The sequence below is a fragment of the Streptomyces cacaoi genome (genome assembly GCF_006539165.1).
GTDB lineage: Bacteria > Actinomycetota > Actinomycetes > Streptomycetales > Streptomycetaceae > Streptomyces > Streptomyces cacaoi.
The window spans coordinates 1-23,188 of record NZ_BJMM01000072.1; the positions used below are offsets into that span (position 1 = coordinate 1).

Here is a 23,188-nt window from a genome sequence, read left to right on the forward strand (position 1 = left end):
GGCCGGACGGCGCGCACTGCCGTCCGGCCGCCGCGCCGGTGCGGGAGCCGGGGCCCGGCCGAAGACCCCCCACGGGTCGGGCCGGGCCCCGGTGTTCAGCGGCCGGCGCCCGCCGGTTCGGGCTCCGGCGCGTCCGGGGCCGCCGTCTGCGCGGGGCCGTCCCCGGGGCCGTCCGAACCGCCGCGCTTCGCTGCCTTCTTGGCGGCCCGGCGCTCCTTGCGCAGCTCGACCATCGCGTACAGCGTCGGCACGAGCAGCAGCGTCAGCAGCGTCGAGGTGACCAGGCCGCCGATCACGACGACCGCGAGCGGCTGGGAGATGAACCCGCCGTCGCCGGTGACCGCGAGGGCCATCGGGGTCAGCGCGCAGATCGTGGCCAGCGCCGTCATCAGGATGGGCCGCAGCCGGTGCCGGCCGCCCTCGATCACGGCCTCGATCACGCCGTAACCCTGCCTGCGGTACTGGTTGATCAGGTCGATCAGCACGATCGCGTTGGTGACGACGATGCCGATCAGCATCAGCATGCCGATCATCGCCGGGACGCCCATGGGGGTGCCCGTGGCGACCAGCAGACCCAGCGCGCCGGTGGCCGCGAACGGGATCGACACCAGCAGGATCAGCGGCTGGATCAGCGAGCGGAACGTCGCCACCAGCAGCATGAAGACCACCGCGATCGCCGCGAGCATGGCCAGCCCGAGCTGGGTGAACGCCTCGTCCTGGTCCTCGGAGACGCCGCTGATCTCGGCGGTCGCGCCCTTCGGCAGATCCAGGGAGTCGATCTTCGACTGGAGCTCGGTGCCGACCTGGCCGGTGTTGTCACCGGTCGGCTTGGCGGTGATCGTCGCCGCGCGGGCGCCGTCGATCCGGGTCATCTGCACCGGGCCCTCGACGGTACGCACATCGGCGACCTCGCCGAGCGTGGTCTTGCCCAGCGGCAGCTTCTTCAGCTGGGCCACCGTCGTCGCCGGCTCGGGCGAGCGGACCACGATGTCGCGCTCGGTGTCGTCCAGCACGGCCTTGCCCGCCTTGGAGCCGTTGACCGCCTGGGCGACGGCCTGGCCGAGCGCCGCGTCCGAGAGACCGTAGCGCGCGGCGGCGTCCTTCGCCGTGACGGAGATCCGCGGCACCGACTGCGACAGGTCGGACTGCACATCGGTGACGTCGTCCAGCTTCGCGACCTCGCCGCGTACCTGCTCGGACGCCTTCTTCAGCACGCCCTCGTCGCCCGCCTTGACGACGACGCTCAGATCCTGGCTCCCGAAGCCGTCGCCCGCGGAGACCTTGGTGTCGCCGGCGGCCTTCCCCAGCCCGTCGAGGCCCTTGGTGACGGCGTCCTCGACCTTGTCGCTGTCCGCGTCCTCCTTCAACTTGATCTGGTACGACGCCTGGTTGGCGTCCGTACCGCCGCCGAAGGCCGCCATCATGCCGGCGGAGCCGACGGTCACCTGGTAGTCCTCGATGCCGTCGACGCCCTCCAGCATCTTCTCGACGCGCTTGGCCTGCTTGTCGGCGGCGGCGAGGCTGGTGCCCGGCTCCAGCTCCTGGTTGACGGTGAGCTGCTGGGTCTCGCCCTGGTCGAAGAAGTTCGTCTTCAGCAGCGGCGCCATGCCGAACGTGCCGACCAGCACGGCCAGCGCGATGACGACGCTGGTGATCCGGCGACGGGTGGCGAACCGCAGCACCGGCACATAGATGCGCTGGAGCCGGCTGCGCGCCTCCTTCTCCTCGGAGCGGCGGCGCTGCTCGTCCGGGGACAGCCCCGCCAGCGACTTGGGCGCGCGCAGGAACCAGAACGACAGCACCGGCACGACCGTCAGCGACACCAGCAGCGAGGCGAGCAGCGCGACGGTGATGGTGAGCGAGAAGCCGCCGAACAGGGCGCCGACCATGCCGCCGACGAAGGCCATCGGCAGGAAGACCGCCACCGTCGTCAGCGTCGAGGAGGTGATCGCGCCGGAGACCTCCTTGACGGCGTCCAGGATCGCGGTCTGCCGCTCCTTGCCGTAGGCGAGGTGCCGCTTGATGTTCTCCAGGACGACGATCGAGTCGTCGACGACCCGGCCGATCGCGATCGTCAGCGCGCCCAGGGTGAGCATGTTGAGCGACAGGTCCCGCGTCCACAGCACGATCAGCGTGAGCACCACCGACAGCGGGATGGAGACCGCCGTGACCAGCGTGGAGCGCAGCGACAGCAGGAAGACCAGGATGACGACGACGGCGAAGACCAGGCCGAGCGCGCCCTCGGTCGTCAGCGAACTGATGGACTTCGAGACCTGCGGACCCTGGTCGGCGGCCACCGTCAGCTCGGCGCCCTTGCCCAGGTCGTCCCTCAGCTGCGGCAGCTTGTCCTGCACCGCGTCGGAGATGTCGACGGCGCTGCCGTCGTTGTCCATGGTCACCGAGACGGCGAGGCTGCGCTCACCGTTGGTGCGGGTGATCGAGGTGGCCTGGTCGGGCACCTGCCGGACGGTGGCGACGTCCCCGACGGTGACGGCGCCGCCGGCGCCCTTGGCCGGGACACCGAGCGCCTCGATCTGCTTCAGCGAGGTGAAGCCCTCGCCCACCTGCACCGTCCTGCTCTTGCCGCCCTCGTCGAAGGAGCCGGCCGGCACGGAGGCACCGCCCGCCTCCAGGGCCTTGCTGAGGTCGGCGGGGGACAGCCCGGCGGCGGCCAGCTTCCGGGCGTCCGGGGTGACCGAGACGACCTGGTCCTGCACGCCGTCGACGGTGACCTGGCTGACGCCCTTGATGTCCTTCAGGACGGGCACGACCGAGGTGTCCAGCGCGTCGGCCAGCGACTGCTGGTCGCGGTTCTTGGCGGAGGCGGCGAGCACCACCGTCGGTATGTCGTCGGTACCACCGGACACCACCTGCGGATCGACATCCTGCGGCAGCTTCGCGCGGGCGCGGTTCACCGCCTGCTCGATCTCGGAGATGGTGCGGTCGGAGGTGTCGCCGTAGTCGAACTGCGCCATGACGACGGCCGAGCCCTCGCTGGCGGTCGAGGTGACGCCGGTGACGCCGTCGACGCCCTGGATGTTGTCCTCCAGGGGCTCGACGACCTGCTTCTCGACGACATCCGGGGAAGCCCCCTGGTACGGCGCGATCACCGAGACCATGGGCAGGTCGATGGAGGGCAGCAACTGCTGCTTGAGCTGCGGTACGGATATGACGCCGAAGACGATCGCGACGATCGCCATCAGGCCGATCAGCCCGCGTTGGACGAGGCTGAGGCGGGACAGCCAGGACATGGTGGGCGGTCTCTCTCTCGGAAAAGGGTGGTGCGGGTGCCGCCTGCACGGGCAGACACCTGGTGCCGCTTACACCTTCGCGCACGCACGGCGCCCATCTCTCCGCCCCAGGTCCCCTTCTGCCGGGCCCCGGATACTGCGCACGCAGTACGCGCTACTCCTCCGGGACGTCATCCCCCGTACTCCCCGCCCGGCCGCGCCCGTCAGGCCCCGGCCGCCGGCCGCACCAGCCCGCTCTCGTAGGCGGCCACCACCAACTGCGCCCGGTCGCGGGCCCCGAGCTTGGCCATGGTGCGGTTCACATGCGTCTTGACGGTGAGCGGGCTGACGTCGAGGCGGGCCGCGATCTCGTCGTTGGACAGCCCGGCGCCCACCAGCGTGAGCACCTCGCGCTCCCGCCCGGTCAGCCCGTCCAGCTGCCGGGCGCCGGGCAGCGGCTCGCCCGCGCCGGGTGAACCGCCGTCCTGTGCGAGGAACTTGGCTATCAGCCCTTTCGTCGCCGCCGGGGACAACAGCGCCTCGCCCCGGGCCGCCGTCCGGATGCCGTCCAGCAGTTCGTCCGGCTCGACGCCCTTGCCGAGGAAGCCCGCGGCCCCGGCACGCAGCGCCCCGACGACGTAGTCGTCCGCCTCGAACGTGGTGAGGATGACGACCTTCACCGCGCTCAGCCCGGGGTCCGCGCTGATCGCCCGGGTGGCCTCCAGCCCGTCGCTGCCCGGCATCCGGATGTCCATGAGCACGACGTCCGCACCGCGCTCCCGCACGAGTGCGACCGCCTCGTCCCCGTCGGCCGCCTCGCCCACGACCTCCATGTCCGGCTCGGACTCGACGAGCACCCGGAACGCGCTGCGCAACAGCGCCTGGTCGTCGGCGAGTACGACACGGATCATGCGGAGGTCTCCTTCGGCGGCGGGGTCCGGAGCGGCAACCGTACGTGGACGCGGAAACCGCCCCCCGGGAGCGGCCCGGTCTCGCACGTTCCGTGCAGCGCGGCGGCGCGCTCCCGCATTCCGACGAGCCCGTGGCCACCACCGGACCGCTCACCGCCCGACTGGCCGTGTTCACCGCGCTGGTCGCGTTCGTGGTGCTCGCGGTGCTCGTGGTGTTCGTGGTGTTCGTGGCGTTCGTGGTGTTCGCCGTGTGCGTCCTGCTCGCTCTGCTCGCCCCGGCCGGTCCGCTGCGGGCCGCCCGCCCCGTCGTCGACGACGGTGACCTCCAGCTCTCCCGGGGCGCGGTCGATACGGACGGTGGCCCGGGCTCCGCTGCCCACATGCTTCTGGACGTTGGTGAGCGCCTCCTGGACCACCCGGTAGGCGGTCAGATCGACGGCCGAGGGCAGCGCCGGGCCGCCGGGCCGCTCCAGCGCGGGCGCCCGCACCGTGAGGTCGAGCCCCGTGCGCCGGAAGGAGGCCACCAGCTCGTCCAGCACCGCCAGCCCGGGCGCCGGCTCGGTGGGCGCCGTGCTCTCGCCCGACTGCCGCAGCAGCCCGACCGTCGCCTGCAACTCGCTCAGCGCGTGCCGGCTGGACTCCCGCACATGCGCCAGCGCCTGCTTCGCCTGGTCGGGACGCTGGTCCATGACGTGCGAGGCCACCCCGGCCTGGACGTTGACCAGCGCGATGTGGTGCGCGACGACATCGTGCAGCTCCCGCGCGATCCGCATCCGCTCCTCCGCCACCCGGCGCCTGGCCTCCTCCTCGCGGGTGCGTTCGGCCCGTTCGGCCCGCTCCCGGATCGCGGCGACGACGGCCCGCCGGTTGCGCACGGCCTCACCGACGGCGGCGGCCATGCCCGTCCAGGCGAATATGCCGAGGTTCTCCTGTGCGTACCAGGGCCGGGCGCCGAACAGCATGCCCGCGCCGGTCAGCGCCAGCACGGTCAGCCCGCCGACCCGCAGACTCGTGGGCCGTTCCGTGGAGTTGGTGACGGTGTACAGCGCGATCGCGGCGGCGAACACCAGCGGCGCGCGGCGGTCCGAGGGCGCCCCCGAGGTGGGGTCCAGCAGCAGCGCGGCGACGGAGACGAGGCTGGTGAGCACCAGGACCGGCAGCGGGAACCGGCGCCGCAGCGTGAGCACCCCGCAGGCCAGCAGCGCGAGCACCACCGTCTGGGCGTTCACCTCGCGCTGCCCGAACTGCGGCGAGCCGCCGGGCCCGTGCGGCTCGGTGGCGGCACCGGTCAGGATGCACACGAAGGTGCCGGCCGCGACCAGCAGATCCACCAGATACGGGTGCGCGCCCAGTCGCGCACGGAATTCGCGGAGGTTCACAGCAGGCACCGTAAGCCCGCCGTGCCGGGCCCCACAGCGGCCCGTACCGGCTGCACCGGCTGCACCCGGCCGTACCGGCTCCCCGCGCGGACGCACGGGGGCGAGGGGCCGGAAGGGCGGAGGGCGCGGTCAGCCGGGGATGAGTCCGTCGTCGGTGAGCATCCCGCGCACCTCGTCGAGCGAGGCGTCCGGAGCGGGCAGGATCAGCTCGGAGGGCTCCAGGGCATCGGCGGGCAGGGGGCTGCCGAGCCGGCGCACGGCGTCGAGCAGGGCGCCCAGGGTGCGGCGGAAGCCCTCCTCGTCACCGCCCTCCACCTCGGCCAGCAACTCGTCGTCCAGCTTGTTCAGCTCGGCGAAGTGACTGTCGTCGAGCTTCACCTGGCCTTCCCCCATGATCCTCACGATCATGACGCTCTCCCTCGGTGGGCCACGGAACACTGCGGGTGGGAGATCACTGCTTGTCGAAGCGCGGTGCCTCCCGGGGGTCCTGCGCCTTCTGCGAGCCCTCCTGGCCCGCGCCCCCCTCGATGGCCTGCTGTCCGTTGCCGGAGGTGCCACCGGCCAGCTCGGCCTTCATCCGCTGGAGCTCCAGCTCCACATCGGTGCCGCCGGAGAGGCGGTCCAGCTCGGCGGTGATGTCGTCCTTGGCCATGCCCGACTGGTCGTCCAGCGCGCCGGAGGCCAGCAGCTCGTCGATCGCGCCGGAGCGGGCCTGGAGCTGTGCCGTCTTGTCCTCGGCACGCTGGATGGCCATGCCGACGTCGCCCATCTCCTCCGAGATGCCGGAGAACGCCTCGCCGATACGGGTCTGTGCCTGGGCCGCGGTGTAGGTGGCCTTGATCGTCTCCTTCTTCGTCCGGAAGGCGTCGACCTTGGCCTGGAGGCGCTGCGCCGCGAGCGTCAGCTTCTCCTCCTCGCCCTGGAGGGTCTGGTGCTGGCTCTCCAGGTCCGTCACCTGCTGCTGGAGCGCGGCCCTGCGGGAGAGCGCCTCGCGGGCCAGATCCTCCCGGCCGAGCGCGAGCGCCTTCTTGCCCTGGTCCTCCAGCTTGGTGGACTGGCCCTGGAGCTGGCTGAGCTGGAGCTCCAGCCGCTTGCGCGAGGTGGCCACATCGGCCACACCCCGGCGGACCTTCTGCAACAGCTCCAGCTGCTTCTGGTACGAGTAGTCCAGCGTTTCGCGCGGGTCCTCAGCCCGGTCCAAGGCCTTGTTGGCCTTCGCGCGGAAGAGCATTCCCATACGCTTCATGACACCGCTCATGGGCCTCGCGCGCCCCCTTCGTAACGGACTCAAGCCCTCGGCACATCTTCAGACCCCAGGGTACGGGGCCTTCTTCCATTGACGCACTGTCCGGGCACGGATGCGCTCCTCCTGGAGAACGATCGACACCCCGGCCTCTCCGGCGCAGGGAGTAGGCGGACGCCCGGAAGCCGCCGGGCTCCCGGCCGGTTCCCCACCGGGTTCCCGCAGGGGCTGGGGGCCACTCGCGGCCACACCGTACCCTTGAGGCGTGTTCCGAAGCCGTTCGAAGGAAGGGCAGGCCGCGAAGCCCCAGCAGGCCGCCGCCGAGCCCAGACAGCCCCGCGACCCGCAGGCCCCCAAGGGCCGCCCGACCCCGAAGCGCAGCGAGGCGCAGCCACAGCGCCGCACGCTCGCGACGGCGCCGACGAACCGCAAGGACGCGGCCCGGCGCCAGCGCGAGGCCCGCCGTGCGGACATGGCGCGTCAGCGCGAGGCGCTGGCCAGCGGCGACGAGCGCTATCTGCCCGCGCGGGACAAGGGCCCGGTGCGCAAGCTGGCCCGCGACTTCGTGGACGCCCGGTACAGCGTCGCGGAGTTCTTCCTGCCCGGGGCCGTGATCATCCTGGTGCTCGGGATGCTGTCCTCGCCCCTGCTCAAGCAGCTGTCGATGCTGCTGTGGCTCGCGCTGATGCTGCTGATCGTCATCGACTCGGTCGGGATCTCCATCCGGCTCAAGAAGCGGCTGCGCGAGCGCTACCCGGACGAGCCCAAGCGCGGCGCCGTCGCCTACGCCCTGATGCGGACCCTCCAGTTCCGCCGCATGCGCCTGCCCAAGCCGCAGGTCGCCCGCGGCGAGAAGCCCTGATCCGGCAGGAGCTGGTCGCCCGACAGCTCGATGAGCGCCTCGCCGCGCACTTCGAGGTGGGACGACGGCTCCGGGTACTCGACATCGGCCTGGGCGAAGGCACCCAGGCCCTGCGGCTGGCCCGCGCGGGACACCAGGTGACCGGCCTCGAATCCGACCCCGCCCTGCTCGATCTCGTCCGCGGGGCGCTGGAGGACGAGCCGGAGGGCATACGTGAGCGCTGCCGTGTCATGGCGGGCACCGGCCAGGACACGGGCGTCCACTTCCTGCCCGGCACCTTCGACGTCGTGCTCTGCCACGGCCCGCTCACCTCGGCCCGGGACCCCGAGAGCACCCTGGCGGGGCTCGCGCGGGTGCTGGACTCCGGCGGGCTGCTGTCGGTGGTCATCCCCAACGTGACCGCCCGTGCGATGGGCCCCGGCCTGGCCGGGGACTGGACCGCGGCGCAGGCCGCGCTCACCGAACCCGGCGACGAGGAGCGCTGGCTGCGCCGGGAGACGCTGGAGAAGCTGCTCAGCCGGATCGGCGCCCCGCTGGAGCGGTGGTACGGCGTGGACGTATTCAGCCGCGAGCGGGCCGACGCCCCCGCGGCCGACCCGGCGCACCCCCTGGACGAGCGGCTCCTCGCCACCGAGGAACGCGCCGGGCGGCAGTCCCCGTACCGGGACATCGCGGCGCTGGTGCATCTCTTCGGCGTCCGGCAGACGCGGGGAGCGGCGGCCGAGTGAGCGGCCCGGCCACCCGGCCGGGCCCGGCAGCCTCCCGACGGCCCGCCCCGGCCCCCGCTTCCGGCCCTGACCGGCCGGGATCGTCCTTTCGGCCGGGGGCCGGGGCCGGGAACCGGCCGGGCGGCCGATCCCCGGGCCCGCGCTCCCGGGCGAGGCTCGGGCCATGTCTCGTTCGCGCAGCAACGCACTGTCCAGGGCCGGGCTCGGCGCCACGGCCACCGCGGTCGTCCTCGGGCTGACGGCCTGCACCGCCGCCTCGGCCTCCCCCGCCGACGCACCGGCCCGCCCGGGCGCCGCCGGGCTGGGCGACTCCGTGCAGCCCGGCCTGGGCAACGGCGGCTACGACGTCCGCCACTACGCGCTCGGCATGCGCTTCGCCGAGGACCTGAAGTCCTACACGGCCACCACCGTCCTGAAGGCCCGGGCCACCCGGGCGCTCTCCCGGTTCAACCTGGACCTGACGGGGACGGAGGTCCGCTCGGTGCGGGTCGACGGGCAGGCGGCGCACTGGTCGCGGTCGGGCGAGGAGCTGCGGATCACCCCGCCGGAGGACCTGCCCGAGGGCGCCGGCTTCACCGTGCGGGTGCGGGTCGGGGCGAAGGTGCCGACGGCCGAGGAGGCCGCGAAGCTCGGCACGTCCGCGTACGGGATGGTGCGGTACGGCGGGTTCGTGCAGACGGCCGCCCAGCCCTCGGGCGCCCACCGGATCGCGGCGCTGGCCGACCATCCGGCGCAGAAGGCGCCCGCCACGCTCACCGTCACGGCGCCCTCCCGCTTCGGCACGATCGCCAACGGCGAGCAGACCTCCAGCCGCAGCGCGGGCGGCTGGACCGAGCGGCGGTTCGAGACCCGGCAGGCCCTCGCCACTCAGCTGCTCCAGATCGGCGTGGGGCCGTTCCGGGTCGTCGAGCGGAAGGGGCCGCACGGCGTCCGGCTGCGGCACGCGGTGCCACGCGACCAGGCCGGGAAGATCCTGCCGCAGCTCGACGCGACCGTGCCGAGGATCCTGGAGTTCCTGACCGGGCGGCTGGGCACGTTCCCGCAGCGCACCTACGGCGTCTACGCCACCCCGGCCGGCGGGGAGCTGGAGACCCAGTCGCTGGCGCTGATGCCCGCCGACCAGCTGACGGCGCAGGGCATGCAGGAGAACGGGACGGACGGCGTCCTCGCGCACGAGGCGGTCCACGAGTACTTCGGCAACAGCGTCTCGCCGCACCGCTGGAGCGATCTGTGGCTCAGCGAGGGCCACGCCGTCCTCTACCAGTACCTGTGGAGCCAGGCCGAGCACGGGACGCGGCTGGAGAAGGCCATGCGCAACGCCTACGAGCGCGCGAACAAGGAGCTGCGTGCCTCCGGCCCGGTCGCGGCGCCGCGGCGCGAGGCGTTCGAGCCGCGGGACAGGGCGCCCTACGGCTGGGGCGCCTACCAGGGCGGGGCGCTGGCGCTGTACGCGCTCCAGCAGAAGGTGGGCGAGCGGACCTTCCAGGACATCGAGCGGGCCTGGGTACGGGAGAACCGCGACGGCACCGGAAGCACCGCCGGGTTCGTCCGGCTCGCGAGCCGCGTCGCGGGCCAGGACCTGAAGCCGTTCCTGCACTCCTGGCTGTACTCGACGAAGCTGCCGAAGATGCCGGGCCACCCGGACTGGAGCGCGTGAGCGGCCTCAGTCGTCGGTGAGCTTCTCCTCGGCGTGCAGGCTCATCGGGCCGTAGACGGTGGTGCCGTCCTCCTGGAGGGTGACCTGGTCGGCGCCGCCCTCCAGGAGTTCCTTCCACACCTCGCCGATCCAGGACTCGGCGTCCGACTGGGTGGGGAACTCCTCGGGGCGGACGGCCGGTTCCGTCTCCGTGCCGTCGGCCTTCTCGAACCGCCACGTCCACGCCATCTGACCCTCCCGAGATCGTCAGTTGCTCCCGGAAGCGTAGTCCCCTGTGCGCGGTGCGCGGCAGGTCACGAGACGATCGGGGCGTGGAACTCACTCTGCTCGGCACCGGAGCACCGTCCGGACTCCCGCTGCCCGACTGTCCCTGCGCCCGCTGCGCCCGCGCCGTCGGCGACGAGGCACGGGCCGCCACCGCGGTGCTGGTCGACGGCACACTGCTGCTGGACCTGACGCCCGGGCCGGCGCTCGCGGCGGCCCGGGCCGGGCAGTCGCTGAGCGGTGTGCGGCAGGTGCTGCTCTCCCATCCGCACGACGGCCCCGCGCTGGAGGTGCCGGCGGGGCTGCCCGCGCCGGTGCGGGTGCCCGACCGGCAGGAGTTGGCGCTGATCAGCGGGCACCGGGTGCTGGCGCTGGCGCTGGACGCGCCGGGCACCGGGTACCTGGTGACGGGGCCGGACGGGGAGCGGCTGCTGTATCTGCCGCCGGGCGCGGGCCCGGCCGGCGAGGGCGGGGCGCACGGGGAGCAGACGCCCGTCTGCGACATGGTGCTGATGGACGTGCTGGGCCGGCCGGACGCGCTGGCCCGGCTGCGGGCCGCGGGCATCGTGACGGCGACGACGGACGTCCTCGCGGTGCACCTCGGGCACGAGGCGCACGGCGGGGCGCCCGGCCCGGAGCTGCACCGCCGGCTGGCGACGGCGGGCGCCCGGGCCGAGCCGGACGGTACGACGCTGACGGTGGGCGAGTACCACGCGGTGCCGGACATCCCGCGCCGCACGCTGGTGCTCGGCGGGGCGCGCTCGGGCAAGTCGGTGGAGGCGGAGCGCCGGCTGGCGGCGTTCCCCGGCGTGGTCTACGTGGCGACGGGCGGGACCCGCGAGGGCGACCCGGACTGGGGTGCGCGGGTGGCCGAGCACCGGGAGCGGCGGCCGGCCTCGTGGAGCACGGAGGAGACCTGCGATCTGGTGCCGCTGCTGTCGGCGGACGGTCCGCCGCTGCTGATCGACTGTCTGTCGCTGTGGCTGACGCACGCGATGGACGAGGTGGAGGCGTGGGACGACACCCTGTGGGCGCGGGAGGGCGCGGGGCGTCTCGCGGAGCGGGTGGCGGCACTCGTCGCGGCGGTGCGCCGCACCCGGCGGCGGGTCGTGGCCGTCAGCAACGAGGTGGGCGCCGGGGTGGTGCCGGCGACGCCGGCGGGGCGGCGGTTCCGGGACGAACTGGGGCGGCTGAACGCGGCGTTCGCCGCCGAGTGCGAGCAGGTGGTGCTGACCGTCGCGGGGGTGGCGCGCCCGCTGCGCTGATCCGGCCGCGCGGGACGCCGGGGGCGGGGCGGGCGCCCGGTGGGCGTGGGGCGGAACCGGTCCCGGGTGACCGGTCGGCTCCGGTGTGGTGCGTCACGTACGCTTCGCGGACATGAGCGAGCGCAGCCTGGATCTGGACGACTTCTCCGACCGCATCGAGCGTCCCCACGGCGGTTTGCGCCGGGAGGCCGAGGAACGCCGGGCGCGTACCGGGCTGCCCGCCGGGGCGCTCGGGCGGCTCGACGAGCTGGGCGAGTGGCTGGGCACGGCCCAGGCGCGGGTGCCGGTGCGGCCGGTCGCGGCGCCCCGGCTGGTGGTCTTCGCCGGTGACCACGGGGTGGCCCGGCTCGGTGTCTCCACGCGGGAGGCGGGCGACGCGCACGCGCTGGTGCGCGAGGCGCTGGACGGCGCCTCCCCCGCCGCCGTCCTCGCGCGGCAGTTCGACGTCCCGCTGCGGGTGGTCGACATGGCGCTGGACTGCGACCCCGCGCAGCTGCCCGCCGAGGTGACCCGGCACCGGGTGCGCCGCTCCGGCGGCCGGCTGGACATCGAGGACACGCTGACCCTCCAGGAGGCGGAGGAGGCGTTCCGCGCCGGGATGACCGTCGCCGACGAGGAGGCCGACGCGGGCACGGACCTGGTCGTGCTCGGCGATCTGAGCGTGGGCGGCACGACGGCCGCCGGCACCCTCGTCGCCGCGCTGTGCGGAACGGACGCCTCCGTGGTGACGGGCCGCGGCGGGAGCGGCATCGACGATCTGACGTGGATGCGCAAGTGCGCCGCCATCCGCGACGGGCTGCGCCGCGCCCGCCCCGTCCTGGGCGACCAGCTCCAGCTGCTGGCCACGGTGGGCGGCGCCGATCTGACGGCGATGACGGGCTTCCTGCTCCAGTCCGCCGTCCGGCACACGCCGGTGATCCTCGACGGCGTCGTCTCCGCCGCGTGCGCCCTGGTCGCCCAGCGGATCGCCTTCCGCGCGCCCGACTGGTGGCTGGCCGGGCAGGCCGGCGGCGAGCCCGCGCAGACCAGGGCGCTGGACCGGATGGCGCTCGATCCGCTGCTGGAGCAGGGCGTCGCCGTCGGCGGAGGCGTCGGCGGGCTGCTGGCCCTGCCGCTGGTGCGCGCCGCGGGGGCGCTCGCCGCCGAGCTGCCGCAGCGGCCGGCGGACGGCGAGGACGGGCCGGACGGCGCCGGCCCGTCCGAACCCGCCGGACGCGCCGACGGGGAGAGTGTGCTCGACGCCACCTGACGGGCCGGGACGCCGCGACGAGGGGGGGCTCGGGGGCTCTCACCCTGCGGCGGCACCGGGCGAACCGGTGAGCGGGTGCGGCAACGGAGCAACCCGGACGGGTCGGTACACGTCTGCTGAAGGCGGGAGCAGCGTGCTTCCCGCCCATTCCGCTCCGTCAGGTATCTCCGTATGTCACAGAAGACCTCCCTCCTCCCGCACCGCTCCCCCGGCACCGCCCCGGACGGCGCCCGGCCCGCCGGCCGGAACGAGCCGCCGGGCGTGGTGCCGTGCGGCGGTCGGCGCGGCTCGGGCCGGCTGAGCCGGGGCGCGGCCCGGCTCACCGTCTGGTATCTGCGCGTCGCCGTCTGCGTCGATCTGCTCGGTGCCGTCTGGGTGTCCTTCGGCCAGGACCTCAAGCGCCACAACGACGGGGACTTCTTCACCCCCCACCTGGTGGCGGCGGGGTTCACCGGCGCCCTGTTCACGGCCGTCCTCGCGGTGACGATGCGCCGGCGCAAACGGGCCGCCTGGCTGCTCAACCTCGTCTTCGGGCTGCTCGTCCTGGCGCTGTACAGCTGTGTGATGGCGCTGCTGCCGGAGTTCCGCGCCCACCCGTTCAACTGGTTCTCGCTGGCGGTGACGGCGCTCTTCGTCGCCGCCCTGCCCGTCGCACGCCGGGAGTTCACGGCCAAGGGCGACCGCTCGAACCCGAAGCTCGCCGCCGGTGTCGCGCTGGGCGGCCTGCTGGTGGCGACGGCGCTGGCGACGCTGCTGGTCACCGTCACCAACGAGTCGCCCGTCGAGGAGCGTTCGGACCTGGGCGTGCGGCTGAGCTACGCGCTCGCCCGGCTGGTGTTCATCGCGGGCACGGACGACCGGGTGGACGGCATCGCCATCCCCGGCTGGGTCGATGTGTTCATCAACGTGACGGCGGCGCTGCTGCTTCTGCTGGTGCTGTGGGCCGCGTTCCGCTCCCGGCGGGCCACGGACCCGGTGAGCCCGGCGGACGAGGAGCGGCTGCGCGCGCTGCTGGAACGGCACGGGGAGCGCGACTCGCTGGGGTACTTCGCGCTGCGCCGGGACAAGAGCGTCATCTTCTCGCCGTCCGGGAAGGCGGCCGTGACCTACCGCGTCGTCGGCGGGGTCTCGCTCGCCTCCGGCGACCCGATAGGCGACCCGGAGGCATGGCCGGGCGCCATCGACGCCTGGCTGGCCGAGGCGCGCTCGCACGCGTGGGTGCCCGCGGTCATCGGCGCGGGCGAGACGGCGGGCACGGTCTACACCCGGCACGGGCTGAGCGCGCTCGAACTGGGCGACGAAGCGATCGTCGACACCGGCGAGTTCACGCTGGAGGGCCGGGCGATGCGCAATGTGCGGCAGGCGTACAACCGGGTGCGGCGGGCCGGATACACGGTGCGGGTGCGCCGGCACGCGGACATCCCCGCCGAGGAGATGACCGCGCTGATGCGGCACGCCGACGCCTGGCGGGACGGGGAGACCGAGCGGGGCTTCTCCATGGCGCTCGGCCGCCTCGGCGATCCGGCCGACGGGCAGTGCGTGATGGTCGAGTGCCACGACGCCGAGGGCCGGCCGCGTGCCCTGCTGTCGTTCGTGCCGTGGGGCCGGCGCGGCCTCTCGCTGGATCTGATGCGCCGCGACCGGGAAGCCGACAACGGGCTGATCGAGTTCGCCGTGCTGGAGCTGATCCAACGCTCCGGCGAGGTCGGCGTCGGGCAGATATCGCTGAACTTCGCCATGTTCCGCTCCGTCTTCGAGCGGGGCGCGCAGCTGGGCGCCGGGCCGGTGCTGCGGCTGTGGCGCTCGCTGCTGAGCTTCTTCTCGCGCTGGTGGCAGATCGAGTCGCTGTACCGCGCCAACGCCAAGTACCGCCCCGTGTGGGAGCCGAGGTTCATCCTGTTCGCCAAGTCCAGCGAGCTGCCCAGGATCGGCCTGGCCAGTGCGCGGGCCGAGGGCTTCCTCGATCTGCCCTCCCCGCCCCGCCTGCTGCGCCGCACCCGCGGGTAATCTGCACGCCGATGTCCCCCGACTCCCCCGCTCCCGGTTCCGCGCCCGCCACCGGGCCCACGCTCGCCGACGGTGTGCGGTTCGCCTTCGGCACGCTCACGGTGCTGCCCGTGCAGGTCCGGCGCTGGGACCGCCCGGCGGCCCGGTACGGCATGGTGTGCGCGCCGCTGGCCGGGCTCGTGGTGGGCGGTGCGGCGGCGGCCGTGGGCGGGGTGCTGCTGGTGCTGGGCGCGAGCCCGCTGCTGGCGGCCGTCGCCACCGTCGCGGTGCCCGCCGTCCTCACCCGGGGCCTGCATCTGGACGGGCTGGCCGATGTCGCCGACGGGCTGGGCAGCGGCAGGCCGGCCGAGGGCGCGCTGGCCGTGATGAAGCGCTCCGACATCGGCCCGTTCGGCGTCCTCACGCTGGTCCTGGTGCTGCTGGGCCAGGTGGCGGCGGTGGCCGGGCTGTACGCGCACAGCTGGGCCGCGGGCGCCACCGGGTTCGCCGTCGGCGCCGTCGTGGCCCGCACCGCGCTGGCTCCGGCCTGCCGGGACGGGGTGCCGGCCGCGCGTCCGGAGGGTCTGGGCGCGGCGGTCGCCGGCACGGTGCCGCGCGGGACCGCCGGCGCGGCCGTCGGCACCGTCGTCGTCCTCGCGGCCTGCGCCGGGCTGTCGCAGGGCGCGGGCGGCGCTGCGCTGTACGCGGCGGGCGCCGTGCTGGGTCCGGCCGCCGGTGAGGCGCTGCTGCGGCACTGCGTCCGCCGGTTCGGCGGTGTCACCGGCGATGTGCTCGGCGCCGTGACGGAGACGGCCGGCACCGTCGCACTCGTCGTCCTCACCCTCCTGTGAACCGGGGGCTGTGCCCGCCCGTGGACCGGGCCGGCGGCCGGACCGCACGGGAGGCCGGGGGGAATGCCGCGCTCCGGCGGCGCGTCAACTCCCCTGCGGGTACCGTCGGTTACGCCGTCCCACCGGGAACCGGTCCGGCGTCGGGCGCGCACACACCGCCTGTCCGGGGCGGCGGGGAGGACGCCCGCGGCCCCGTGCACGGCCCGGGCACCCGAACGGGAGGGGACGAGGCGGGCATACCATGCCCGGAACGTACGGAGCCGTAGGCGAACCTCGCGAACGGCCGGTTGTCAGCGAACCTCTCAGGAAGAAGGTCTCTCCCACCGTGTCTGCACTGACTCTCAGCACCTCGTCCGCGGCGGCACTGCGCGCGGACGCCGTCGTCGTCGGCGTCGCCAAGAGCGACAAGGCGGGGAAGGCCGACAAGGCCAGGACCGCCGTCGTGGTCGCTCCCGGTGGCGAGGCCGTGGACAAGGCGTTCGACGGCAAGCTCGCCGCGACGCTGGAGACGCTCGGCGCGAGCGGCGGCGAGGGAGAGGTCACCAAGCTCCCGGCGCCCGCGGGCGTCAAGGCGCCGCTCGTGGTGGCCGTCGGCCTCGGCGAACTGCCGGACGAGGACGAGCTGTTCGACGCGGAGACGCTACGCCGCGCCGCCGGTGCCGCCGCCCGCGCGCTCGCCGGTTCGAAGAAGGCCGTGCTCGCGCTGCCGGTCGAGGACGCCGAGGCCGTCGCCGCCGTGAGCGAGGGCGCCCTGCTGGGCGCGTACTCCTTCACCGCCTTCCGCGGGAAGAAGAACGGCAAGGCGAAGTCCGGCAAGGACACCTCGGCACCGCTCGCCGAGATCGCCGTCGCGGGCGCCAAGCCGCGGGACAAGGCGCACAAGGCCGCCGCCGAGCGCGCCCAGGTGCTCGCGGACGAGGTGCACCGCGCCCGCGACCTGATCAACACCCCGTCCAACGACCTGAACCCGAAGACCTTCGCGGACCGCGCCCGCGCCGTCGCCAAGGACCACGAGCTGGCCTTCGAGGTGCTGGACGAGAAGGCGCTCGCCAAGGGCGGCTTCGGCGGCATCCTCGGCGTCGGCGTCGGCTCCGCCGTCCCGCCGCGGCTGGTCCGGATCGCCCACACCCACCCGAAGGCGGAGCGCACCGTCGCCCTGATCGGCAAGGGCATCACCTACGACTCGGGCGGCATCTCGCTCAAGCCGGCCGGTCACAACGAGACGATGAAGTGCGACATGAGCGGCGCCGCCGCCGTGCTGTCCGCCGTCACCGCCGCCGCCCGGCTGGGCCTCCAGGTCAACGTCACCGGCTGGCTGGCGCTGGCCGAGAACATGCCGTCCGGCTCGGCCACCCGCCCCGGCGACGTGCTGACCATGTACAGCGGCAAGACCGTCGAGGTGCTCAACACCGACGCCGAGGGCCGCCTGGTGATGGCCGACGCGCTCGCCCGCGCCTGCGAGGAGGAGCCGGACGCGGTCGTGGACATCGCGACGCTGACCGGCGCCATGATGGTCGCGCTCGGCAACCGCACCTTCGGGATCATGTCGAACGACGACGACTTCCGCGAGGGGCTGCACGAGGCCGCCGAGGAGGCCGGTGAGGAGGCGTGGCCGATGCCGCTGCCCACGCACCTGCGCAAGGCGATGGACTCCCCCGTCGCCGACATCGCCAACGTCGGCGAGCGCGCTGGCGGCGGCCTGGCGGCCGGACTGTTCCTGGAGGAGTTCATCTCCGAGGACACCGTCTGGGCCCACCTGGACATCGCCGGGCCCGCCTTCAACGAGGGCGGCCCCTTCGGCTACACCCCCAAGGGCGGCACCGGCTCCGGCGTGCGCACCCTGATCCGGCTCGTGGAGCGCACCGCCGAGGGCGAGCTGGGCTGACGCCCGCCGGGGGACGGGAGACCGGAGACCGGCACGGGACGTCGGGGCCGCCCGCCCGGGGGCGGCGCGATCGCTGTGGGCGAACAGCACGCGCCGCCTCCGGGCGGCACCCGGTGCCACCGGGAGGCAACCGCCCGTCGGGAGCGGGCCGCACGACGGTGCACGCCGCCGTCGGCGCGGGCCCGCACGCCCGGGCGTACCCGGCCCCGCGTCCCGGTTTCCGGGAACAAGTGCGAAGATGGGTCACCGGCAGGACAGGGCCCCCGCGCGGCTTGCGATAAGCCGAGACCAGGGCCGAGCAAGCAAGTAGCGGCCGAACCTAGAAGCCGCCCGGTCACAGGAGACCGGCTCCGGCGTACCCATGCATGGAGGACGTGACGTGGCGAACGACGCCAGCACCGTTTTCGACCTAGTGATCCTCGGAGGCGGTAGCGGCGGTTATGCCGCTGCCCTTCGCGCCGCACAGCTCGGTCTGGATGTCGCCCTGATCGAGAAGGACAAGGTGGGCGGTACCTGTCTGCACCGGGGCTGCATCCCGACCAAGGCGCTCCTGCACGCCGGTGAGATCGCGGACCAGTCCCGCGAGAGCTCCGAGTTCGGTGTCAAGACCTCCTTCGAGGGCATCGACATGGCGGGCGTGCACAAGTACAAGGACGGCGTGATCTCGGGCCTGTACAAGGGCCTCCAGGGTCTCGTCGCCTCGCGCAAGGTGACGTACGTCGAGGGTGAGGGCCGGCTGTCCTCGCCGACCTCCGTCGACGTGGGCGGCCAGCGCTACGAGGGACGCCACATCCTGCTGGCGACCGGTTCCGTGCCGAAGACCCTGCCGGGCCTGACCATCGACCACGACCGCATCATCAGCTCCGACGACGCGCTGGTCATGGACCGGGTCCCGAAGTCCGCGATCATCCTGGGCGGCGGCGTCATCGGCGTCGAGTTCGCCTCCGTGTGGAAGTCCTTCGGCGCCGACGTGACCGTCGTCGAGGGCCTCAAGCACCTGGTGCCCATCGAGGACGAGAACAGCTCCAAGCTCCTGGAGCGCTCCTTCCGCAAGCGCGGCATCAAGTTCAACCTCGGCACCTTCTTCGACAAGGCCGAGTACACGAACGACGGCGTGAAGGTCACCCTGGCCGACGGCAAGGAGTTCGAGGCCGAGGTGCTGCTGGTCGCCATCGGCCGCGGCCCCGTCTCCGAGGGCCTGGGGTACGAGGAGGCCGGGGTCGCGATGGACCGCGGCTACGTCACCGTCGACGAGTACTGCCGCACGAGCGTCCCGACGATCTCCGCCGTCGGCGACCTCATCCCCACGCTCCAGCTCGCGCACGTCGGCTTCGCCGAGGGCATCCTCGTCGCCGAGCGGCTGGCCGGCCTGAACCCGGTGCCGATCGACTACGCCGGTGTGCCGCGCGTGACCTACTGCAACCCCGAGGTGGCCTCCGTCGGCCTCACCGAGGAGCAGGCCAAGGAGCGCTACGGCGCCGACAAGGTCGTCACCCTCAAGTACAACCTGGCGGGCAACGGCCGCAGCAAGATCCTCCGCACGGCGGGTGAGGTCAAGCTGGTCCAGGTCCGCGACGGTGCCGTGGTCGGCGTCCACATGGTCGGTGACCGCATGGGTGAGCAGGTCGGCGAGGCCCAGCTCATCTACAACTGGGAAGCGCTGCCGGCCGAGGTGGCCCAGCTCATCCACGCCCACCCGACGCAGACCGAGGCGCTCGGCGAGGCACACCTGGCGCTGGCCGGCAAGCCGCTGCACGCCCACGACTGACCGCCGAACCCACCAGGGCGCGACACATCCGCACTTCCCGCGCTCCCGGCGTCCCGGCCCCCGCTCCGGCGGGCGGCGGGCGGCCCGGAGAAGCCGGGAGAACCACCGTTAGGAGCACCAGGAACCATGCCGGTTTCCGTAACCCTGCCGGCGCTCGGCGAGAGCGTCACCGAGGGCACCGTCACCCGGTGGCTGAAGGCCGAGGGCGAGCACATCGAGGCCGACGAGCCGCTGCTGGAGGTGTCCACCGACAAGGTCGACACCGAGATCCCCGCCCCCGCCGCCGGCACCCTCTCCTCCATCAAGGTCGCTGAGGACGAGACCGTCGAGGTCGGCGCCGAGCTGGCCGTCATCGACGACGGCTCCGGCGCGGCCCCCGCCGCCGCCCCGGCCGCCGAGCAGCCCGCCCCGGCCGAGCAGGCCCCGGCCGCCCCGGCCCAGCCGGCCGCCGAGCCCGCCCCGGCGCAGCCCGAGCCGGCCGCCGCACCCGCCGCCGGCTCCGCGCAGGGCACCGACGTCGTCCTGCCCGCGCTGGGCGAGTCCGTCACGGAGGGCACCGTCACCCGCTGGCTCAAGCAGGTCGGCGAGGAGGTCGCCGAGGACGAGCCGCTGCTGGAGGTCTCCACCGACAAGGTCGACACCGAGATCCCCGCCCCCGCCGCCGGCACCCTGCTGGAGATCGTCGTCGGCGAGGACGAGACCGCCGAGGTCGGCGCCAAGCTGGCCGTCATCGGCGCGGCCGGTGCCGCCCCCGCGGCGCAGCCCGCCCCGCAGGCCCCGGCCCCGCAGGCGCAGCCCGAGCCCGCCCCGGCTCCGGCTCCCGCCCCGGCGCAGCCCGCCACGCCCGAGCCCGCCCCGGCCCCGCAGGCCCCGGCCGCTCCGGCACAGCCGGCCGCCCCGGCGCCCGCGCCGACCGCCGCCCCGGCTCCCGCGGCTCCCGCCCCGGCACCGGCCGCGGTGGAGAACGAGGGCGCCTACGTCACCCCGCTGGTGCGCAAGCTCGCCGCCGAGCAGGGTGTGAACCTGGCGTCGGTCCAGGGCACCGGTGTCGGTGGCCGGATCCGCAAGCAGGACGTCCTGGCCGCCGCCGAGGCCGCCAAGGCGCAGGCCCCGGCCGCCGCCCCGGCGCCGTCGGCCGCTCCGCAGGCTCCGGCCCTGGAGGCGTCGCCGCTGCGCGGTCAGACGATCAAGATGCCGCGGATCCGCAAGGCCATCGGCGACAACATGATGAAGGCCCTGCACGAGCAGGCGCAGCTGACCTCCGTGGTCGAGGTGGACGTCACCAAGATCATGAAGCTGCGGGCCCGGGCGAAGGACGCGTTCGCGCAGCGTGAGGGCGTGAAGCTCTCGCCGATGCCGTTCTTCGTCAAGGCCGCCGTCCAGGCGCTGAAGGCCCACCCGGCCGTCAACGCCCGGATCAACGAGGCCGAGGGCACCATCACCTACTTCGACACCGAGAACGTCGGCATCGCCGTCGACTCGGAGAAGGGGCTGATGACCCCGGTCATCAAGAACGCCGGTGACCTGAACATCGCCGGTATCTCCCGGCAGACGGCCGACCTGGCCGGCAAGGTCCGCGGCAACAAGATCACGCCGGACGACCTGGCGGGGGCGACGTTCACCGTCTCCAACACCGGTTCGCGCGGCGCCCTGTTCGACACCGTCATCGTGCCGCCCGGCCAGGTCGCCATCCTGGGCATCGGCGCCACGGTCAAGCGGCCGGTCGTCATCGAGCACCCGGAGCTGGGCGAGACCATCGCCGTGCGTCACATGACGTACCTGGCGCTCTCCTACGACCACCGCCTGGTCGACGGTGCCGACGCGGCCCGTTACCTGACGACGGTCAAGCAGATCCTGGAGGCCGGCGAGTTCGAGACCGAACTCGGCCTCTGAGCCCTCCGGCTCCGCGGAGCCCGGCTCTTCGACGGCGGCGCCCCGCCCGGCTTTCCGGCCGGGCGGGGCGCCGCCGTCGTACCGAGTGCCCGCGTGCCGCGCCGTCCGGCGGGCGCGAGGACGCGGGTGTCGAGCGCCTCGTACGTCGGTGCGCGTAGCCGGAGCAGGTGTGCGGGCGGATCCGGACGGGGACGGGCCGCCGCGGTGACGGGGGCGGCCCGGGGCGGCCGAATGCCGTGGGAGCAGGGGGAGTTCGGGGGCGGGACACGTCACGGTGACGGATCCCTCACCATCCGCAGTGGCACCGGGTGCCGGGTCAGGTCGTATCGTCTAGGAGCCCCCGTTGTCTCCGTCGAGGAGCGCACTCATGACCCTGCCCGTCGTCCAGTCGCTGCGCGAGCAGATCCGCGAACACATCGTGGAGGGGATCGTCAGCGGTCGCTGGAAGCCGGGGGAGCGGATCGTGGAGCGGCGGATCGCGGTGGAGCTGGAGGTCAGCCAGACGCCGGTCCGGGAGGCGCTGCGCGAGCTGGAGGCGCTGCGGCTGATCGAGTCGGCGCCGAACAAGGGCGTGCGGGTGCGCGAGCTGTCGGCCGCCGACCTGGACGAGATCTATCCGGTGCGCGCCGGGCTGGAGCAGATCGCCGCCGAGCTGGCGGTGCCCCGGCTGGACGGCGACGTCGCGGCGCTGCGCCCGCACGTGGAGGCGCTGTACGAGGCGGACCGGCGGGAGGACGGCGAGGCCCAGGTGCGGCACACGGTGGCCTTCCACCGGGAGCTGGTGCGTGCCTCGGGGAACAGCGTGCTGCTGCACACCTGGGAGGGCATGGGCATCGAGGTGTGGACGGCGCTGTCGATCCGCTGGCTGGGCACGGTGCAGCAGTCGTACGCCGAGGAGCACGAGGCGGTGCTGGCCGCGATCGAGCGGCGGGACGCGGACATCGGCCCGCTGGTGAAGGCGCATGTGCTGGGGTGCGCGCCGGCGCCCCGCGGTGCGGTCCTGGGACAGCGGCCCGCCTGACCCTGACGCCGGTCAGCGGCCCACCCGACCGGACGCCGGTCAGCGGCCCGTCCGACCGGACGCAGGGCAGCGATCCATCCGACCGGACGCCGGGCAGCGCGCCGGGTCCCTCACGGCGGGTCCGCGGCACACGTGCGCCGCGCACCGGGCCCCATAGGCTGACACGGAGTGCCCTATTTCAGGGCACGGAATGCCAATTTCGCTGTGCGGGCGCTTTTTCCCTTCCCGACCTTTGATCGATCATCGATCAGGGGCGTAAGGTCGCTCTGTTGGGTGCCCCCTGTCCTGCCCGTCAGGGTCTCAACCCACCCGCACAACTGTCCCCCAGGCACCGTCCGAGGGGCCCACACGTCCGGAAGGTGGCCACCATGCCCGATCCCGTACGCCCGCAGCGGCCTAGCGAGCTCGACCAGCTCCCGGACCGCGATCCCCAGGAGACCGCCGAGTGGCGAGAGTCGCTCGACGCCGTCTCCACCCACGCGGGCGGCGACCGAGCCGCTTATCTGGTGCGGCGCACCGTCGAGCACGCGCAGGACAGCGGCCTGGCCGTGCCCGGCCTGCTGGAGACGGACTACGTCAACACCATCCCCACCTCCGCCGAGCCCGCCTTCCCGGGGGACGAGGCGATGGAGTCGCGGATCACGGCCTGGAACCGGTGGAACGCCGCCGCCATGGTCACCCGCGGCAGCCGGTACGGCCTGGGCGGCCACATAGCGACGTTCGCTTCCGCCGCCTGGCTGTACGAGACGGGCTTCCAGCACTTCTTCAAGGGGAAGGAGGGCGACGGCAGCGGTGACCAGCTGTACGTCCAGGGCCACGCCTCCCCCGGCATCTACGCCCGCGCCTTCCTCGACGGCCGGCTGACCGAGGCGCACCTCGACCGCTTCCGCCAGGAGGCCGGCGGGGGCCCCGTTTCCGGCCTACCGTCCTATCCGCACCCGCGCCGGCTGCCCTGGCTGTGGGAGTTCCCCACCGTCTCCATGGGCCTGGGCCCCA

18 protein-coding genes are annotated in these 23,188 nt (G+C 73.8%); 12 read left to right on the forward strand and 6 right to left on the reverse strand.

Translation table 11 applies throughout. The features are described from left to right. Nucleotides 1–95 precede the first annotated feature (95 nt). The 5 genes from SCA03_RS32155 to SCA03_RS32175 form a co-directional block, all read right to left on the reverse strand. Complete coding sequence (locus SCA03_RS32155; RefSeq protein WP_030887509.1) at nucleotides 96–3,251, reverse strand: efflux RND transporter permease subunit; 3,156 nt, start codon at nucleotides 3,249–3,251, stop codon at nucleotides 96–98. A 203-nt stretch (nucleotides 3,252–3,454) separates the two neighbouring features. Next, nucleotides 3,455–4,141: a response regulator gene (locus SCA03_RS32160; RefSeq protein ID WP_030881624.1), complete on the reverse strand. Its 687-nt coding sequence runs from the start codon at nucleotides 4,139–4,141 to the stop codon at nucleotides 3,455–3,457. Then, on the reverse strand, nucleotides 4,138–5,529 hold the full coding sequence (locus tag SCA03_RS32165) for a sensor histidine kinase (protein ID WP_086815473.1): 1,392 nt from the start codon (nucleotides 5,527–5,529) through the stop codon (nucleotides 4,138–4,140). The genes SCA03_RS32160 and SCA03_RS32165 overlap by 4 nt, the downstream gene beginning before the upstream one ends. Before the next feature lie 120 nt (nucleotides 5,530–5,649). Further along, nucleotides 5,650–5,928, reverse strand: a complete 279-nt coding sequence (gene pspAA / locus SCA03_RS32170) for a PspA-associated protein PspAA (protein WP_030881619.1) — start codon at nucleotides 5,926–5,928, stop codon at nucleotides 5,650–5,652. A 43-nt stretch (nucleotides 5,929–5,971) separates the two neighbouring features. Beyond that, the gene (locus tag SCA03_RS32175) at nucleotides 5,972–6,778 is read right to left on the reverse strand and encodes a PspA/IM30 family protein (RefSeq protein WP_078873192.1); all 807 of its coding nucleotides are present in this window, start codon (nucleotides 6,776–6,778) and stop codon (nucleotides 5,972–5,974) included. A gap of 250 nt (nucleotides 6,779–7,028) precedes the next feature. On the opposite strand from SCA03_RS32175, the gene SCA03_RS32180 reads away from it, so the two are divergent. From SCA03_RS32180 to SCA03_RS32190, 3 genes are all read left to right on the forward strand, one after another. Next, a complete protein-coding gene (locus SCA03_RS32180; RefSeq protein ID WP_030881613.1) occupies nucleotides 7,029–7,625 on the forward strand; it encodes a DUF3043 domain-containing protein in 597 nt (198 codons plus the stop codon). Beyond that, nucleotides 7,622–8,353, forward strand: coding sequence for a class I SAM-dependent methyltransferase (locus tag SCA03_RS32185; protein WP_030881610.1), 732 nt, complete (start codon nucleotides 7,622–7,624; stop codon nucleotides 8,351–8,353). The genes SCA03_RS32180 and SCA03_RS32185 overlap by 4 nt, the downstream gene beginning before the upstream one ends. A gap of 163 nt (nucleotides 8,354–8,516) precedes the next feature. Then, nucleotides 8,517–10,010, forward strand: a complete 1,494-nt coding sequence (locus tag SCA03_RS32190) for a M1 family metallopeptidase (protein WP_086815472.1) — start codon at nucleotides 8,517–8,519, stop codon at nucleotides 10,008–10,010. Nucleotides 10,011–10,016: 6 nt separating this feature from the next. Here the strand turns inward: SCA03_RS32190 and SCA03_RS32195 are convergent, their stop codons facing one another. After that, nucleotides 10,017–10,238 (reverse strand): hypothetical protein, encoded by a 222-nt coding sequence (locus tag SCA03_RS32195; RefSeq protein ID WP_030881603.1) that lies wholly within the window; start codon nucleotides 10,236–10,238, stop codon nucleotides 10,017–10,019. Nucleotides 10,239–10,321: 83 nt separating this feature from the next. Between SCA03_RS32195 and SCA03_RS32200 the strand changes: the two genes are divergently transcribed. The 9 genes from SCA03_RS32200 to SCA03_RS32240 form a co-directional block, all read left to right on the forward strand. Continuing rightward, nucleotides 10,322–11,539, forward strand: a complete 1,218-nt coding sequence (locus SCA03_RS32200; RefSeq protein WP_030881599.1) for a bifunctional adenosylcobinamide kinase/adenosylcobinamide-phosphate guanylyltransferase — start codon at nucleotides 10,322–10,324, stop codon at nucleotides 11,537–11,539. A 112-nt stretch (nucleotides 11,540–11,651) separates the two neighbouring features. Beyond that, complete coding sequence (locus tag SCA03_RS32205; RefSeq protein ID WP_030881597.1) at nucleotides 11,652–12,788, forward strand: nicotinate-nucleotide--dimethylbenzimidazole phosphoribosyltransferase; 1,137 nt, start codon at nucleotides 11,652–11,654, stop codon at nucleotides 12,786–12,788. Nucleotides 12,789–12,959: 171 nt separating this feature from the next. Beyond that, nucleotides 12,960–14,795 carry a phosphatidylglycerol lysyltransferase domain-containing protein gene (locus tag SCA03_RS32210; RefSeq protein WP_078873190.1) on the forward strand — a complete coding sequence of 612 codons (1,836 nt, stop codon included), beginning with the start codon at nucleotides 12,960–12,962 and terminating at the stop codon, nucleotides 14,793–14,795. Between the two features lie 11 nt (nucleotides 14,796–14,806). Beyond that, nucleotides 14,807–15,625, forward strand: a complete 819-nt coding sequence (locus SCA03_RS32215) for an adenosylcobinamide-GDP ribazoletransferase (protein ID WP_086815471.1) — start codon at nucleotides 14,807–14,809, stop codon at nucleotides 15,623–15,625. A 325-nt stretch (nucleotides 15,626–15,950) separates the two neighbouring features. Further along, nucleotides 15,951–17,510 carry a leucyl aminopeptidase gene (locus SCA03_RS32220; RefSeq protein WP_086815470.1) on the forward strand — a complete coding sequence of 520 codons (1,560 nt, stop codon included), beginning with the start codon at nucleotides 15,951–15,953 and terminating at the stop codon, nucleotides 17,508–17,510. A 379-nt stretch (nucleotides 17,511–17,889) separates the two neighbouring features. Beyond that, the gene (gene lpdA / locus SCA03_RS32225; protein WP_030881584.1) at nucleotides 17,890–19,278 is read left to right on the forward strand and encodes a dihydrolipoyl dehydrogenase; all 1,389 of its coding nucleotides are present in this window, start codon (nucleotides 17,890–17,892) and stop codon (nucleotides 19,276–19,278) included. A gap of 126 nt (nucleotides 19,279–19,404) precedes the next feature. Next, nucleotides 19,405–21,171, forward strand: coding sequence for a 2-oxoglutarate dehydrogenase, E2 component, dihydrolipoamide succinyltransferase (sucB, locus tag SCA03_RS32230; RefSeq protein ID WP_141275811.1), 1,767 nt, complete (start codon nucleotides 19,405–19,407; stop codon nucleotides 21,169–21,171). 367 nt (nucleotides 21,172–21,538) lie between these two features. Then, entirely contained in the window at nucleotides 21,539–22,192 is a 654-nt protein-coding gene (locus tag SCA03_RS32235) for a GntR family transcriptional regulator (RefSeq protein WP_030887536.1), read from the forward strand. 368 nt (nucleotides 22,193–22,560) lie between these two features. Then, nucleotides 22,561–23,188, forward strand: a 628-nt coding sequence (locus tag SCA03_RS32240) for a pyruvate dehydrogenase E1 component-related protein (protein WP_503827394.1), incomplete at its 3' end; no start/stop codon positions are given.